The organism is Lentzea sp. NPDC006480 (genome assembly GCF_040611995.1).
Lineage (GTDB): Bacteria > Actinomycetota > Actinomycetes > Mycobacteriales > Pseudonocardiaceae > Lentzea.
The window spans coordinates 1-16,107 of sequence record NZ_JBEXPJ010000191.1 but is presented as its reverse complement, the minus strand read 5'-3'; the positions used below and the strand labels follow the sequence as shown (position 1 = coordinate 16,107).

Below are 16,107 nucleotides of genomic sequence, written 5' to 3'. Positions count from 1 at the left end.
GGCGAAACTTCGCCGGCCCGCACCATCTCCGCGGCTTCGACCGGCCCGACCTCGGCGACCAGTGCCGTGCCAACGGGTCTGATCGGCGCGACGCCGAACATCGTGCCGCTGCAGCTCGTCCGCATCGGGCAGTTGCACCTCGTGGCGATGCCGGGTGAGGTCACGATCACCGCGGGTCTGCGCATCCGCAAGGCGGTCGCGGCGGAGTTGGGTGTGCCGCTGCGGAACGTGCTGATCCAGGGCTACTCCAACGACTACAGCCAGTACGTCACCACGCCGGAGGAGTACGACTCGCAGCAGTACGAGGGCGGCTCCACGCTGTTCGGCCGCAACACCACGCCCGCGTACCAGCAGGAGTTCACCAAGATCGCGGCTTCGATGAAGTCGGGTGCCGCGCTGCCCGCGGGTCCGGTGCCCGGCAAGCCGCCGTTCACCGAGATCAACCTGCAGACCGGTGTGGTGCTGGACGACAAGCCCGCCGACAAGAAGTACGGCGATGTTCTCTCGTCGCCCAAGCCGTCCTACGCGCGCGGTGAGACCGTCACGGCCGTGTTCGTCACCGGGCACCCGAAGAACAACCTGCACCGCAACGGCACCTTCCTGGAGGTGCAGCAACAGGTGAACGGCCAGTGGGTGCGCGTCGCCGACGACGGTGACTGGTCCACGCGCTACAAGTGGGAACGGGTCGGCATCGCCTTCTCCAACGCCACCATCACCTGGCAGATCCCAGCCAGCACTCCCGCCGGCACCTACCGCATCGTCCACCACGGCGACGAGAAATCCGGCTGGACGGGCAAGATCACCGGCTTCACGGGAGCGACAGCCGGTTTCACGGTGGCCTGACCACCTGGCTTTCGGCCCCCGCCGGGTTTCGGCGGGGGCCGAAGCTATTCCCGGCTGCGGTGAGTTCGTGATTACGTTGTGCACGATTTAATCGCGTACTAGCTTTCATGGCATCCGAACTTCGAAGGAGCAGCCATGAAGCGCCCAGTCCTCGAGCCCGCCGCCGCCGAGTTCGCCGCCGCCACCGCCCAGCCGCCGTTCCTGTTCGAGATCGCCCCGGAAGAGGGCCGCAAGGCCGTCGACGACGTGCAGTCAGGGGAGATCGAGAAGCCTGAGGTCGACGAACAATGGGTCTCGCTCGACGGCTTCAACGTTCGCGTGATCAAGCCGGCCGGTGTTGCCGGTGAGCTCCCGGTCATCCTCTACATCCACGGCGCGGGCTGGGTGTTCGGCAACGCCCACACCCACGACCGCCTGGTCCGCGAGCTGGCCGTCGGCGCCGGCGCCGCGGTCGTCTTCCCCGACTACTCGCTCTCGCCCGAGGCCCGCTACCCGGTCGCGATCAACCAGAACTACGCCGCCGCGCAGTGGATCCTCAGCAACGGCGAGGAGTACGGCCTCGACGCCACGCGCATCGCGGTCGCCGGCGACTCGGTCGGCGGCAACATGGCGGCGGCGTTGACGTTGCAGGCCAAGGAACGCGGTGATGTGCCGCTGAAGGCCCAGGTGCTCTTCTACCCGGTGACCGACGCTTCCTTCGACACCGACTCGTACCTGCAGTTCGCCGAGGGCTACTTCCTGCGCCGCGACGGCATGCAGTGGTTCTGGGACCAGTACACGACGAACCCGGCCGAACGCGCGGAGATCACCGCCTCGCCGCTGCGTGCGACGACCGAGCAACTGGCCGGCCTGCCGCAGGCGCTGGTGATCACGGCTGAGGCCGACGTGCTGCGCGACGAGGGCGAGGCCTACGCGGACAAGCTGCGCGAGGCCGGCGTGCCCGTCACCGCCGTCCGGTACGCGGGCGCGATCCACGACTTCGTGATGCTCAACGCGTTGCGCGGCACGCACACAGCAGAGGCCGCTATCAACCAGGCGACCGCGTTCCTGCGCAAGGCGCTGAGCTGATCGTCAGAGATCCGGGAGCTGATCCCCAGCTCCCGGACAACGGCCTTTCTCCAACCGGAAGATGTAGGCCCGCAGGTCGGCTTCGAGGTCGCCGGCCAGATAGGCGAGGAAGTCACGTGCGCCTTCGACAGCCTCGTGTGACAGGCGGTGCTCTTCCGCGCTCCACGTCTCGATCAACTCGGTGATGTGCTTCTCGACCTCGCCCCGCTGGTCCCACCAGGCACGGACGGCCTCCGGTGTCCACCGCGTGTCGCCGTCGAAGGCGTAGCCGCCCCACGGGTCCTCGGCGGCGGCTGCTTCCACGCACTCGAACTCGGCCGGCGTCCTGGGCTGGCGGTAGACGAACTCGTTCTGGTGCTCGCCGCCGTAGAGGACGTGGCGCGGCGCTGCCAGCCGACCTGTCCAGCAGTTGTCGGTCTCACCCGTGTAGACGGGGCCGGGCACGTTCAACCAGTGCTTCTGAGCCCATTTCTGGTCTTCGTCGGACAGCGTCATGATCGAGAGCCTGCAACCTCCAGCGCGGTGGAGGTCAAGGGTTGATCCGCACCGTCTCCTCGACGTGGAACGGCGTCCCCTGCTGGCAGGTCGTCATCACGCCGGGATCGGGTTTCCCCGTCACCTCGACCTCGGCGCCGTTCACCGCGATCGCGGGGTCGGCGCCGAGCAGCAGGTACTGCGCGGTCCCGGTGTTCAGCACCACGCACCCGGCCTCGACGCCGGCCGACACCGTGCCGCGCACCGTCAGCACACCGGGCGCTCGCGAAGGCGTGGTGGTCAACGGCGCGGACGACGGCGGCAGCGGCGCCGGGATGCTCGGCGTGGACGTGTCGGACGCCGGTGAGCTCGACGCGGGCGCTTCGGGCGGTGGTGTCTGCCCGCAGGAGGCCAGCACCAGGCAGAACAGCACGGCCGCTAACCCGCGCATCTCGCGTCACCTCCGGTGGACCACGGCGACCGGGCACGGCGCGTGGTGGAGCACAGCGTGGCTGACCGAGCCCAGAATTGCACGCTTCACCGCGCCACGGCCGTGACTGCCGACCACGATGAGAGCAGCGCCGTCGGCCGCCTGGAGCAACGCGCGGGCCGGGGCGTCGAAAGCGACCTCCTGGGCCACGTGCACGGACGGGTTGCGCTCCGCGAACGGCGCCAGCTGCGAGTCCAGGTGCTTCGCGAGGTCGACGCGGACGTGGTCGAAGTCCTGCTCTGGCAGCTCGGCCCAGCCGACGTCGTTCCACGCGTAGACGGCGAGGAGCTCGCGGCCGTGGCGGGCAGCGAAAGAAAACGCGAACTCGATGGCGTCGGTGGAAGTCTCGGAACCGTCGACACCCACGACGACACGGCCGTCCAGCGGGCCGGAGCGCGTCACGACGATGGGGCGGCCACCGATCGACACGAGTCCGGAGGCGGTGGAACCGAGGAACATCTCGGCGATGCCGGTGCGTCCCGACGAGCCCAGCACGAGCAGTTCGCCGTCTTCCTCGGCGAGCACGTCGACCGGGCGGCCGAGCCGGACGGCGGTGGAGACCCGGAGGTCCGGCCAGCCCTGCCGGAGGTCCTCGGACAGCTCGGCGAGGTGGTCCTCGGCGGCGCGCGTCAGCGTCTCCTCGGTGACGAACTCCGGGATCGGCGCGGACATCGGCGTGAACACGGGCTCGGGCAGGGGAGCGCGGACGGCGTGCACGACCTGCAACGAGGCGCCGCACCGGGAAGCTTCCTCGGCACCCCAGAGAACGGCTCGTCGCGCGAGGTCGGAACCATCGAATCCCACCACGACCGTGGACATGAGAAACCACCTCCAGCCAGGGCATACCCAGCTGGAGGTGGTTCTAAATGTGATCTAGTTGATGACGAACTGCGAACCGGGCTCGATCAGGATGTTCCCGTCCCGCGAGTTGGTGATGGTCACGTTCGTCAGGTGAGCCGAGCCGCGGGCCTGGGCCATCGCGAGGATGCCCGAGCCGTTGTTCGACTTGTCGATGCGCACGTTGGTGATCTGCACGTCCGGCATGCCGCTGCCGCCACCCTTGAACTGGATGCCGTCGTAGGTGGAGTCGTAGATCTCGGTGTCCCGGATGACCACTCCGGGGATGGCGAGGTTCTGCGAGAACAGCGTGATGGCGCCGAACTCCTGCGCCTCGCCCCAGAACGCGCCGCCCGTGCGGTACAGGGCGTTGTTGGCGAGCGTGGTCGTGCCGCCGAACGGCAGCGGGTCGTGGTCGGTCGCCAGCATGATGCCGGGGTAGTTCGCCGTGTCGGAGATGATGTTGTTCTCCGCGCGGTTGTTCGAACCTCCGTAGATGGCGATTCCGTTGGCACGCCAAGGCAGCGCGATCGTGTTGTTGAGGAACGCGTTGCCGCTGCCCACATCGACGTTCTGGTCCTTCACGTACTTCGACGCCCAGACCGCCAGCGCGTCGTCGCCCGTGGTGCGGAACGACGAGTTGAACACCGTGGAGTTGCGCGTGCCGTTCGTGAAGTTGATGCCGTCGGCGTAGGTGTCGCGGATCCGCATGCCGCTGAACTGCAGGCCGTCGCCGGGGTTCCAGCGGTCCGGCAGGTTCGTGTAGTCGCGGCCGACCCAGACGCCGACGTTGGCGTGCTCGATCCACACGTTGGTGATCTTCGTGTTCTTGCCGAACCGGCCGTTGAGACCGACGCCGCCCTCGGCGTTTCCGTCGCCGCCGCGGATCCGTCCGGAGCCGAAGATCGCGATGTCCGAGATCTGCGTGTTGTCGTCGATGTCGAACCCGAAGTTGCCCTCGTGCGGGTGGTTGACCGTGTTGGCGTCCTGCGGCTGGATCAGCGAGAACAGCTGCGAGTGCCACATGCCGGCGCCGCGGATCGTGACGTTGCGGATGCCGACCTGGTTGTACTGACCGCTGTTGAACAGGGTCAGGATCTTCTTCTCCTGGCGGAACTTGCCTTCCGGGATCCAGACGCAGGGGATCTCGCCGTTCTGGTCGGCGGTCACCGCCCGCTGGATGGCGTCGGCGTCGTCCGTCTGGTCGTTCGCGGTGGCCCCGTACTGCGTGATCGACACGCAGTCGGCGGGCTTCTGCGCGGCCGGTGCGACCTGCTCCAGGTCGATCAGGTCGATGACGTAGAACTGGGCGTTGTCACCGGAGTCGCGCTGCAGCTTGAACCTCGTGCCGGCCGGGTAGCTGTTCGCCAGCAACGTCGAGGACTCGTCGAACAGGCGCCGCGCGTCTCCGCCCGGCCGGTTCGTGAGGCCCTCGGGGTCGTCGGTGCTGCCGTAGAGCCAGCTGTGCCGGGACGAGAGGTTCAGCTTCTGCACGAACTGGTCGTTGGCGTACAGGCTGATCGTGGCTTCCTGACCGCCACCCGCGGCGGCGTCCGGGATGGAGTTGCGGACCACGATCGAGTTCGTGCTGACCGTCGAGGTGATCTCCACGAACTGGCCCTGCGCGTCCAGTCGCACCGACTTGCGGCCGCTCGACTCGCTGCCGAAGTTGGTGTGCCCGAACGTGCGCTTCGCGTCCGCTTCCAGCAGCTGACCCTGGTAGCGACCGGATTCGGCCTCGTAGGACGTGAACGGGACCGAAGCGCCACGTCCGACCACAATGGACTGAGTCGCGGTGTTGTTGTTCTCGTTGGTCTCCGCGACCTGACCGTTCGCGTCGGCGGTCGCCGTGGCCGTGGCGCCGCCGTTGGTGGCGGTCCAGGTACCGACGTTGACCGTCACGGTCTGACCGGCGTTGATGGCAGAAGTGTTGGCGTTCAACGTGCTGCCGCCGACGACCACACGGGTCACCGAAGCGCCCGCCGACGACGTGCCGCGGTTGTTCACCGACACCGCGAACGTCACCTGCTGACCGGCCGCCGGGGACGACGGGTTCGGTGCGATGCCGGTGATCTGCAGGTCCGGGCCGGGCGCCTGGCCGACGACCAGGGGAGTGCCGGAGGTGAAGGTGTTGTTGCCCTCGTTGGTCTCCGGGACCTGGTTGGCCGGGTCCACCGTGGCCGCGGCCGCGTAGGACCCGGCGCCCCGACGGCCCGCGTCGACGTTGACGGTGGCCGTGGCTCCAGGAGCGAGCCCGCCGACCTGCGCGGTGCCCGCCGAACTGCCTCCGAGGGTGACGTTGAGCGTGGTCGCGCCGGACGCCACCGTGCCGCCGTTGCGGACGGTCGCGGTCAGCCTGATCGCGTCGGCCTCGCTCGGGCTGGCCGGCGACCACGTCAGGTTCGTGACGGTCAGGTCAGGCGCCGGTGCGGCTGCCCCGAACACCTGGAACTCGGCGACCTGGCCGCCGGGCGCGCCGGTGTTGGCGTAGAAGTGCAGCCGGACGTCCGCCACCCGGCCGCTCACCGGGATGGTGACGCTGTTGCCGCTCGCCGGGTCGAACCGGTAGTCCGCCCGTGCCTTGAGGGTCGCGAACGCCGTTGCGCTCGACTCGCGGCCCAGCACCTCGAAGTTCTGCGTGCGCGCACCCCACACACCGTCGGGGTTGAGCTTCACGACGACCGAGGTGACGTCCGCGTTCGAGCCCAGCTTCGCGGTCAGGTGACCGGGGAAGCCGTTGGACTCCCAGTAGGTGCCGGTGTTGCCGTCGACGGCGTTCGCGGCCACGAAGTCGTTCACGTGGCCGGATTCCTCGACCGGCTTGCCCTGAGCCAGGTTGTCGCCCGTGGGCGGCGGGTCGACCGGGCCGGACTCGCCGTGCACCTCGAACTCGCTGAGCTGACCCGCGGGCCAGGCGGTGTTCGCGGTGATCGTCACGCGGACGTACCGGACGCTCGTCGCCGCGAAGTCCAGCGTCACCGTGTTGTTCGAGGCGGGCGAGAACACCCTGCCGCTCGACCCGGAGATGTCACTGAACTGCGATCCGTTCGAACTTCCTTGCACGGCAAGCGTTTGCGTGCGCTGCTCCCAGTTCGAGGGCAGCCGCAGCACTACCTTGCTGACGTCCTTCGCGGCCCCCAGATCGGCCTGGATCCACTGCGGGAACACGTTGTTCGTGCTCTCCCAGTAGCTGCCCTGGTTGCCGTCGCCGGCGTTTCCGGCGCCGTACGGGCCGTTGGTGCTCGACGCGGTCAGGTTGGCGGAGAGCCTGACGACTGCTGCTCCTGCCGAAGGCGAGAGTCCGAACAGTGCGAGAGCGCTGACGACGGCAGCACTCACCGCACGCTTCATGAGCGTGGATTTCATGGAATTGTCCTTCGCGGCAGGGAAATCAGCTGATATTGATCTTGAAGGTGGTCGTGGTGTTCCTGATGTCCTGGAAGTTGTTGCTGAACCTCAGGCCGGTGATCGTCACCTCGCCGACGGCAGGGCCCTGACCGGGCTCGGGCATCTCGTTGGCCCACAGGCCGAAGCCGGACTTGGCGTCGAACTGGTCGCCGCTCTTGCGCGCACCCGAGATGCTGACGTTGGACAGGGTGGTGTCCTGGAAGATGTTCTCGGCCGCACCGTTGTACTTGGTCTGGAACATGATTCCGCTGTAGGTGGGATCGGTGATCTCGACGTCGTTGACCCGGATCCCGGTGTACTTCTTGGAAGCCGAGAACATCCAGATCGCGCCGAACGTCTGCGCGCCCCAGAAATGGCCGCCGGAGCGCACCAGGGTGAGCCCGCTGAACGTCGTCGGCTCCGGCCCGAAGTCCTCCATCGGGTACCCGAAGTCGAGCGAGCTGATCGTCACCGCGGAGTAGGTGAGCGTGTCCGCCACGTAGATGTTGCGGAACACGTTGTTCTTGCCGCCGTAGACCGCGAGACCCGCCGCGCGCCACGGGGTCAGCACGCTCAGGTTCTCGAAGGTGTTGTTCTGCTGGCCGGTTCCGCCGTTGTCGGTGGCGGCGAACAGCGCGAACGCGTCGTCACCGGTCGAGCGGGCCTCGATGTTCGCGATCCGGTTGCCCGCCGACCCGTTCGTCATGTTCAGGCCGTCCGCGTACATGTCGCGGATGCGGCTGTCCTTGATGACGTTGTTGTCGACGTTGTTGCCCCAGAACAGGCACATCATGTGCTCGACCCAGATGTTCTCGATGGTCATGTTCTGCACGCCGGCGAAGTTGAACACCTTGCCAGGGCCGTCGTTGCGCTGCGTGTAGTTGCCGAACACCGAGAACCCGCTGAACGTCGAGCCGCTCGCGGACGACTGCGCGTCGAAGCCGATGTCGGTGTTCTCCTGCGTGGCCGGGGCCTGGAACCTGGTGAACCAGGGCCCGGCGCCGATCACCCGGATCGCTTTGCCGTAGACGGTGAACTTCTGCTGCGTGGCGTAGGTGCCCGCGGGCAGGTAGACGCCGATCAACGTGCCGGTGGTGTCCATCCGGACGCGGTCGAGCGCGTTCTGCACATCCTGGTGGGTGAACCCGGCGGGCACGGCATAGCGCGCGGCGTCGGGGTTTCCGGCCGCGGTCACCTGCTCGAAGTTCACGAAGTCGATCGCGTAGTTCGAGGAGTTGGCCGCGTCCTTCTGCAGCTTGATCTTCGTGCCCGCCGGGAACGTCTGGTTGAGCAGGACGTTCGCCTCGTCGTAGATGTGCCGCGGGCCGCCCGCTCCAGGCGAGTTGCCCGGGCTGGCTTCGTTGCCGTAGAGCCACATGTACTTCGACGTGAGGTCGATGGCCTTGTGGAACTGGCCGTTGACGTAGACGTTGAGGTTGCTCGTGATGCCGCCGCCACCCGAGCTGTCCGGGATCGAGAACCGGGTGACCAGGGTGTTGGTGGGTGCGGACGTGGTGAACTCGACCGAGGCGCCGGTGCTGTTCAGCGTGACGGCCCGGCGGCCGGACGCCTCACCGGCCAGGTCTCCGATCGTCCTGTTCGGACTGAGGACCTGCGCGCCACCACCGGTGACCGCGTCCTCGGCCTCGACGTGCTGCCACGGAACGCTGGCACCACGGCCGATGAACAGCGCCTGCTCGCTGGTGTTGTTGGCCTGCTTGGCCGGGATCTCGTTGCCGTCGTTGGCGATCGTCGTGCGGATCGTGTACCGGCCGTCGGCGGCAGTCCACGAGCCGAGGTTGACGGCTGGCGTGGTGGCGCCCGCGGTGATCGTGCCGTTGTGGCTGGCGGTGAACGTGCGGACCGTCTGGCCGTTGCTCAGGATCGTGAGCGTGATGCCGTGCGCGCCTGCGGCCGAAGCGAGCGTGCCCTGGTTCTTGATCGCGACGGTGAACGTGGTGTTCTGGCCGTTGCTCGGGTTGCTCGGCGACCAGGTCGGGACTGCGACCAGGTCGGAGCTCGGCACCGGGGTGACGACGATCGGGTCCGGGTGCAGGCGGGAGTTGTTGGTCTCGTTCTGCTCCGCGACCTTCTTGGTCTCGTCGACCTTCGCGGTGTACTGGTACGAGCCTTCCGGACGGGCCGCGACCGTGGTGCTGACTCCTGCCTGCGCACCTGCTTGCAGAGCGCCGACCTGAGCCGTGCCGACCGCGTCGGTGCCGAGGAAGAACGTCACGTCAGTGGCTCCGGACGCGGCTGTTCCGGCGTTGCGGACGGTGGCGTTGAGCGTGATCTGGTCGGTCTCGACCGGGCCGGTCGGGCTGAACGACGTGCCGGTGACGGTGAGGTCGGGGTTCGGGGCAGGGGTGCCGAACACCTGGATCTCCGCCACCTGGGCGCCGGGCGCGCCGGTGTTGGACGTGAACCGCAGCTGGACGTCCGCGACTCGGGCGGAGACGCTGATCGTCACGCTGTTGCCGCTCGCCGGGTCCCAGCGGTAGTCGCGGCCGGCGACGAGGCTGGTGAAGCCGGTGGCGCTCTGCTCGCGGCCGAGGACCTCGACGTTCTGCGTGCGGGCGCCCCAGGCCGAGTCGGGGTTGAGCTTGACCGCGATCGAGCTCAGGTCCGCGTTCGATCCCAGTTGGACGGTGAGCGTGCCCGGGAAGCCGTTGGACTCCCAGTAGGTCTGGACGTTGCCGTCGTTGGCGTTGGCCGGGACGAACGTGTGCACGTACCCGGACGCGGTGACGGGCTTGCCCTGCGCGAGGTTCTCGCCGGTGGCGCCCTCGCGGGTCACGGAGTTGCTGGCGGGGGACTGGTTGCCCGCCGCGTCCTTCGCGATCACGTGGTAGGTCACGCGCAGGCCGTCGGGCTGGTTGTCCGTGTACGTGGTGCCGGTGACCGTGGTTTTGAGGCTTCCGTTGGCGTAGACGTCGTAGCCGGTCACGCCGACGTTGTCCGTGCTGGCGTTCCAGGTCAGCCGGATCTGGCCCGACTGCGGCTGGGTGAAGGCCAGGTTGCCCGGCGCGGTGGGTGCCTGCGTGTCACCGCTCGTGGGGCCGTAGACCTCGAACTCGCTGAGCTGACCCGCGGGCCAGCCGGTGTTCGCGGTGATCCGCAGCCGCACGTGCCGCGTGGTGGCCGCGGTGAAGTCGATGGTGACGGTGTTGGCGGCGCTGGGGTTGAACTCGTACCCCTTGGAGGCCACCAGATCCGTGAAGTTGTTGCCGTCGGTGCTGCCCTGGACCGCGAGGGTCTGGGTGCGGGTGCCCCAGTTCGCGGCGGGGAGCTTGAGCACGACCCGGTCGGCCTTCACGGCTGCCCCGAGGTCGGCCTGGATCCATTGCGGGAACGCGTTGTTCGCGCTCTCCCAGTACGTGCTCTGGTTGCCGTCGCCGGCGTTGCCCGGCCCGTAGCTCTGGTTGGTGCTGCTGGCGCTGAGGCCGGCCTGGAGCCTGGCGCTCGCCTCGGCTTCCTGCACTTCGAGCTTCGCGGTGGTCTTGGTCGCGCGGACGTGCCTGGCGAGCGTCGGGTCGACTTTGAAGGTGACCTTGCCGTTCTTGAAGGCGTGCGGTTGTTCCGCGACGAGGGTCGACCAGCCTCTGCCGTCGAGGCTCGTCTGCACTCCGAACGTTTCCGTGGCGTTCTTCGCTGCCGTGAGCGTGACTTCGTCGATGCGGGTCTGCTTGCGCAGATCGAGGCTCACGGGCGCGGCTTGCGCGGCAGGGGCGATGACGAGCGTTGCTGCCGTGAGCGTCAGTGCGGCTAACGGGGCTAGCAGGGAGCGGGCGCGTGTCGTCTTTGACATGGCGTGCTTGGCCCTTCTCGGTGGGGACGCGAGGGGGTGTGGCGCGCCTCACCGTAGAAGTGCCCAGCAGATTACCGCAATATGTCGACGTGATTGCGCAAATTTGCGACAGAGCCCTCTGAACAGGAAAGACGGGCTGCTGTTCCGGTACCTGAACCCCGTCGTGGGCGTGGCAGGGGCGATCACCAGCGGCAGTTGGTCGGTGACTGTGGGAAGTTTGCGCCCGAACGCCGCTCAAAAATTGATTCTCGGCTGATGTGCTCGCTTGCGCAGGCTTACGATCAGCTTGCGTTGGTTGCGTAAGCCTTGCGCAAAATTCAGAGCTTCGCGAAGAACCGTCTGGCTCGGTTCAGCAGATCCAGCCTGTGCTCACGCGTCCTGAGCGAGTGGCTCTCGCCCGGACAGATCTTGAGTTCAGAGCTCTTGACGGCCCGGTGCGGCAGCTTGGCTTGCTCCACCGGCACGTTAGTGTCTTCAACGCCGCACTTGATCTCCAGTTAACTGGAGCTTCTACGGTCGTTCCGTGACGATTCTCGTGGCGGGGGCGACCGGTAACGCCGGGCGGCAGGTGGTGCGGGAGCTGCTGGCGCTGGGGCAGCAGGTGCGGGCGCTCACCAGGGATGCGGCGAGGGTGGAACTGCCGGTTGGGGTCGAGGTCGTCGAGGGGGACCTGACCAGGCCGGAGACGATCCCGTTCGACGGTGTGACCGGCGTGCATCTGTTGACCAGCGCCGGTGACGACTACGCCGAGCTGCAGACCGGGCCAGAGCTGGTGGCGAGCGCGGAGAAGGCCGGTGTTGAGCGGGTCACGGTGCTGTGGAGCGGCTCCCGGAGTCCGCTGGAGGAGGCGGTCACGGCGAGCTCGTTGGAGTGGACCGTGTTGCGGCCGGTGGACTTCATGTCGAACGCGCTGGTCTGGGCTGCGTCGGTGCGCGAGAAGGGGGAGGTGCGTGAGCCGTTCTCGGATGCGAGGAGCGCGCTCGTGCACGAAGGCGACGTCGGCGCGGTGGCGGCCGCCGTGCTCGTGAGGGGTGGGCATGGCGGCCGCACGTACACGTTGACCGGGCCGGAGTCGTTGACGGTGCCGCAGCAGGTGGCGGCGATGAGCAACGCCGTGGGTCGGGAGATCCGGTACGTCGAGCAGACCGAGGAGGAGGCGCGCGCGGAGATGCTGGCGGCGGGGCGGCCTGCCGAGGTGGTGGAGTGGTTGCTGGGGTGGAAGCGGGACATGCCCGTCGAGGGGTACACCGTGGTGCCGACGGTGCAGGACGTGCTGGGGAGGCCCGCGCGCTCGTTCGCCTTGTGGGCTGAGGAGCACGCGGGCCGGTTCATCAGCGGAGCAGGTACGCGTTGATCACGGTCTGCTCCACGGTCTGGCCGTAGCCGGACGCCTTGGCGCGCAAGGAGACCGACTTGGCGTTCTGCGGGTGGGCGAGCAGCACGCGGCCACTGGTCATCGGCGTGGTCCGCCACGTGGTGCCGCCGTCGTAGGAGACCTCGACGGACGTCACGTGCACCGAGCCGGTCTGCGACTGCGTCGAGATCGGCACGGCGAGCATGCGGCCTGCCTGGGCGTGGCCGTTGTCGTCGAGCTGCGGGGTGAAGCGGACGACGCTCAACGGCAGAGCGGTCTGCTTCGGAGTGGTGTCGCTGCGGAACGTCCAGACGCCGGACACCTTGCTGCTCAACGAGGAGTCGCGTACAGCCGTCGTCTCGACGCGGTAGTCCGCCGCGCCCGGTTCGACGTCGGCCAGGCACCAGCCCGCCTCGGCGGTCTCGCACGCCTTGGTGTTGTTGCGGTACACCGTGGTCTGCGCCGACGTGACTGGGCTGTAGCCCTCGTTGCCCGCGTTGTCGCCGAACAGCGGAACCGTGACGCGCATCAGGTCACCGGTGCGGAACGTGTGCGGGATGTCGCGGGTCTCGGGCAGCGCCGGGCCGAACACCGCGCGGTTGAACGGTTCCACATAGGACCGGCCCGGCTTGTAGTGCCGCAACGGCGTGACGAGCGCGCCGATGTTGCCGTTCTCGTTGAACAGGTTGAACCTGCGCGACCAGTCGCCGCCCTCGCCGCCGTAGTACTCGGTGCGCGGGCCGGCTGCCAGGTTGTCGAGCGAGCCGTAACCCCAGTCGGCGCGGCCGGCCGGGGCCGACGTGTGGCCGATCGTGGCGTTCTGGCCTTCCTTCAGCGCGGGCATGTCGACCTTGACGGTGGCCAGGTCCTTCTTGGACACCGTCTTCGTCAGTCCGTTGGGTGCGTGGCCCTTCTGGTACCAGGCCAAACCGTAGAAGTCCGCGCCCGCGTTCCAGAACGTCGCGGTCTTGCCGGTGACCTCCGGCGAGTCCGGGCCGAGGCTCGCGACGCCGAGATGGCCGATCGAGCCGCCGACCGAGAAGTTGCCGATGGTGTAGCTGGTGCCGTTGACGACCCGCTCGAAACCGGTCTGCAGCAACGAGAGCTGCGCGGTGACGGGCAGCTTCACCTCGACGTGCCCGGCCTGGCGGGCGTCGAGGTTGATCGTGGTGGCGCCGGTGACGGTCAGGTTCGGGTAGTTGATGACGTCGTGGGTGTAGGCGCCCTCGGACGACATGACGCTGCCCGTCAGGACGTAGCGTCCCTTGGCGAGGCGGGCGACGCCGGTCTCGCTGTTCGGCCACACGCGGGCGCCGGTGTCGACGTTGATCAGGAACGCGAACGTCTGGGTCGTGGAGACACCGGAGCGCTCGGTGCCGGTGATCTTGACGTCGTAGCTCTCGGTTTCCAGGTCGACGACCACCGCGGTGCGAAGTCCACTTGCGACGATCGCGCCGCCCATGACGCCACCGTTCGGCTGCTTGGCGATGTCCGCGGTGACCGTGGCTTTCGCGGAACCACCCGCGGGTACGGTGAGTTTCGCGGGGGAGACGCTGAACAGCGAGCCGTTCGTCTCGGTGGTGAGGTCGAGGGTGACCGGTTCGGAACCCGCGTTGGAGTAGGTGATCTCCTTGCTCAGCGGGGCTTGACCGGTGTGCGGCCACTGGTGCGAGCCGAAGCTGACGCTGGTCGGGCTCGACGTCACGTTCTGCTTGATCAGCTTGGCGACGTCGACGCGGCCGGAGCCCTGTTCGAACGGGGTCAGCTTCGCGGTGGGGGTGGTGCTGCCGGTGAGGCGGGCCTTGAGCTCGCCGCCCTTCAGCTCCGGGTGCTGCTGGCGCAGCAGTGCCGCCGCGCCCGCCACGTGCGGCGTGGCCATCGACGTGCCGTCCAGCGAGGTGTAGCCGTCGGCGACCGGCGGGCCGATCCGGCCGTCGGAGTGCAGGGCGGCGACGATGCCGACGCCCGGCGCGGTGAGGTCGGGCTTGAGCGTGCCTGCCTTGGTCGGGCCGCGGCTCGAGAACTCCGCGATCTGGTTGTCGTGGTCGACCGCGCCGACGGTGAGGGCCGCGTCGGCGGAGCCGGGGGAGCCGATGGTGCTCGCGTTCGGGCCGCTGTTGCCGGCGGCGATCACGAACAGCGTGCCCTGCTCGGACAGCCGGTTCACGGCTTCCTCAAGCGGTTCGATCTCCGGGGTGTCGTAGCCGCCGAGGCTCATGTTGACGACCTGGGCGCCCTGTTCGACGGCCCACTCCATGCCGGCGATGATGCCGCTGTCCTGGCCGGAACCGTTGTCGCCCAGCACCTTCACGTCGAGGATGCTCGCGTCCGGTGCGACCCCGTGGTACTTGCCGCCGCTCTTCGCGCCGGTGCCCGCGATGATCGACGCCACGTGCGTGCCGTGGCCGTAGTGGTCGCCGTCGTCCGGGGAGCTCGTGAAGTTGCGCGAGCCGATCTCGCGGTCCTTGAGGTCCGGGTGGGTGTTGTCGACGCCGGTGTCGAGGACGGCGACGGTGGTGCCCTTGCCGGTGAAGCCCGCGGCGTACGCGGCCGGGGCGTTGATCTGCGGCACGCTGCGGTCGAGGCTCGCCCTGCGCTTGGCGTCGAGCCAGATCTTCTTCGCGCTCGACGTCGAGAGACCGCCCACGAGCGGCGTCTTGGCGGCGTCGAACGCCACACCGTTGATGCTGTGCAGCTGGATGCCGGACTGCGCGCTCAGGGTGCCGGCGGGGTAGGTGACGATCACCGGCAGGGCGCCGCCGTACGTGGCGAGCTCGGTGACGTCGAACAGGCGCTCGTCGAGACGGCCGGCCGAGATCATCGGGATGGCGTCGTTCGGCACCACGTACTCGTGGCCCTGAGCGGTGTATGTGGTGAAGAGGACGTGCTCGCGGCCCGGCGCCGGTCTGATGGCGCGCTGTCCGGTGAGCACCTGGTCACCCGTGATGAGGGTGACGCCCGGTGCGTCGGCTGCTCGCAGGGGAGAGGCATGTGCCTGGCCGGCGGTGAGCAGGGCACCGGCCAGGACGACGACTCCGAGTAGGCGCACCCGGTCCTCCGTAGGTCGTGAGAGCGTTCTCACGGACCGTAGTGAGACGATCACCTGGTGGCAAGGTCTAAACCAATTTCCGGTACCGGGCGTCTCAGCACGTCGGTTCGGGGGTGGCGCATTAATCTTTGCGCCATGACAGGCCTGCGCGAACGCAAGAAGGCGGCTACCAGGGTGGCGCTGGGGGACGCCGCGTGGAGCCTGTGCGTCGAGCGCGGCTACGACGGCGTGACGGTGGAGCAGATCGCGCGGGCGGCCGGGGTGTCGCTGCGGACGTTCTTCAACTACTTCTCCTCGAAAGAGGAAGCCGTGATGGCCGGCGACAAGCAGACGGCCGAGACGTTCGTGCGGGCGTTCGCGGCCCGGCCGGCGGACGAGCCGGTGCTGGTGGCGTTGCGCGGGGCGTTGCAGTCGATCTATCCGCAGGACGTCGACCTCGAACGCCTGCGCCAGTCGCGGGAGCTGCGCCGCCACCCGGCGCTGCTGCCGCACGTGTTCGCCGCCTACTCCGCTCGTGAACAGGAGCTGACCGCGGTGATCGCGCGGCGGTGCGGGCTCGACGCCTCGGTGGACCCGTACCCGCTGGTCACGGCCTCGACGATCCTGGCGACGTTGCGCGCGGTCGTGCAGTGGTGGCTGGACACGCCGTCCGCGTCCGAGAAGTACACGGCGGCCGAGCTGGTCGGGGAGATGATCGACCAGCACGGGGCGGGCACCATCCCGGCCGAGCAGTGGGGGTTGACCGGTGCGGCCAAGCCAGCCGGTGTGGGCGTTGAGCAGGGCCGTAGTAATTTGTG

Annotated in this window: 10 protein-coding genes; 4 read left to right on the top strand and 6 right to left on the bottom strand. The window is 68.2% G+C overall.

Annotated features, from left to right (window positions below):
- Positions 1 to 843, top strand: an 843-nt coding sequence (locus tag ABZX92_RS40310) for a neutral/alkaline non-lysosomal ceramidase C-terminal domain-containing protein (RefSeq protein ID WP_355570746.1), incomplete at its 5' end; no start/stop codon positions are given.
- Between the two features lie 135 nt (positions 844 to 978).
- The gene (locus ABZX92_RS40305) at positions 979 to 1,911 is read left to right on the top strand and encodes an alpha/beta hydrolase (protein WP_355570745.1); all 933 of its coding nucleotides are present in this window, start codon (positions 979 to 981) and stop codon (positions 1,909 to 1,911) included.
- Between the two features lie 3 nt (positions 1,912 to 1,914).
- Here ABZX92_RS40305 and ABZX92_RS40300 read toward each other — a convergent pair whose 3' ends face one another.
- The 5 genes from ABZX92_RS40300 to ABZX92_RS40280 are packed head-to-tail and all read right to left on the bottom strand — an operon-like array spanning position 1,915 to position 10,805.
- Entirely contained in the window at positions 1,915 to 2,406 is a 492-nt protein-coding gene (locus ABZX92_RS40300) for a hypothetical protein (protein WP_355570744.1), read from the bottom strand.
- A gap of 34 nt (positions 2,407 to 2,440) precedes the next feature.
- Positions 2,441 to 2,836, bottom strand: a complete 396-nt coding sequence (locus ABZX92_RS40295) for a hypothetical protein (RefSeq protein ID WP_355570743.1) — start codon at positions 2,834 to 2,836, stop codon at positions 2,441 to 2,443.
- Positions 2,837 to 2,842: 6 nt separating this feature from the next.
- Positions 2,843 to 3,694 (bottom strand): universal stress protein, encoded by an 852-nt coding sequence (locus tag ABZX92_RS40290; RefSeq protein WP_355570742.1) that lies wholly within the window; start codon positions 3,692 to 3,694, stop codon positions 2,843 to 2,845.
- Positions 3,695 to 3,748: 54 nt separating this feature from the next.
- Positions 3,749 to 7,078 carry a CARDB domain-containing protein gene (locus ABZX92_RS40285; protein ID WP_355570741.1) on the bottom strand — a complete coding sequence of 1,110 codons (3,330 nt, stop codon included), beginning with the start codon at positions 7,076 to 7,078 and terminating at the stop codon, positions 3,749 to 3,751.
- Between the two features lie 25 nt (positions 7,079 to 7,103).
- Positions 7,104 to 10,805, bottom strand: coding sequence for a discoidin domain-containing protein (locus ABZX92_RS40280; RefSeq protein ID WP_355570740.1), 3,702 nt, complete (start codon positions 10,803 to 10,805; stop codon positions 7,104 to 7,106).
- A gap of 625 nt (positions 10,806 to 11,430) precedes the next feature.
- On the opposite strand from ABZX92_RS40280, the gene ABZX92_RS40275 reads away from it, so the two are divergent.
- Positions 11,431 to 12,261, top strand: a complete 831-nt coding sequence (locus ABZX92_RS40275) for an NmrA family NAD(P)-binding protein (RefSeq protein ID WP_355570739.1) — start codon at positions 11,431 to 11,433, stop codon at positions 12,259 to 12,261.
- Here the strand turns inward: ABZX92_RS40275 and ABZX92_RS40270 are convergent.
- The gene (locus ABZX92_RS40270) at positions 12,239 to 15,310 is read right to left on the bottom strand and encodes a S8 family peptidase (RefSeq protein ID WP_355570738.1); all 3,072 of its coding nucleotides are present in this window, start codon (positions 15,308 to 15,310) and stop codon (positions 12,239 to 12,241) included. The genes ABZX92_RS40275 and ABZX92_RS40270 overlap by 23 nt on opposite strands.
- A 135-nt stretch (positions 15,311 to 15,445) precedes the next feature.
- Here ABZX92_RS40270 and ABZX92_RS40265 point away from each other — a divergent pair.
- Positions 15,446 to 16,107: TetR/AcrR family transcriptional regulator (locus ABZX92_RS40265; RefSeq protein WP_355570737.1), on the top strand; the 662-nt coding region annotated here is incomplete at its 3' end.

What these genes read in the sequence shown, in the direction of transcription:
- ABZX92_RS40305 (WP_355570745.1), top strand. Translation starts at nt 979, where the DNA reads ATGAAGCGCCCAGTCCTCGAGCCCGCCGCCGCCGAGTTCGCCGCCGCC.
- ABZX92_RS40300 (WP_355570744.1), bottom strand. Translation starts at nt 2,406, where the DNA reads ATGACGCTGTCCGACGAAGACCAGAAATGGGCTCAGAAGCACTGGTTG.
- ABZX92_RS40295 (WP_355570743.1), bottom strand. Translation starts at nt 2,836, where the DNA reads ATGCGCGGGTTAGCGGCCGTGCTGTTCTGCCTGGTGCTGGCCTCCTGC.
- ABZX92_RS40290 (WP_355570742.1), bottom strand. Translation starts at nt 3,694, where the DNA reads ATGTCCACGGTCGTGGTGGGATTCGATGGTTCCGACCTCGCGCGACGA.
- ABZX92_RS40285 (WP_355570741.1), bottom strand. Translation starts at nt 7,078, where the DNA reads ATGAAATCCACGCTCATGAAGCGTGCGGTGAGTGCTGCCGTCGTCAGC.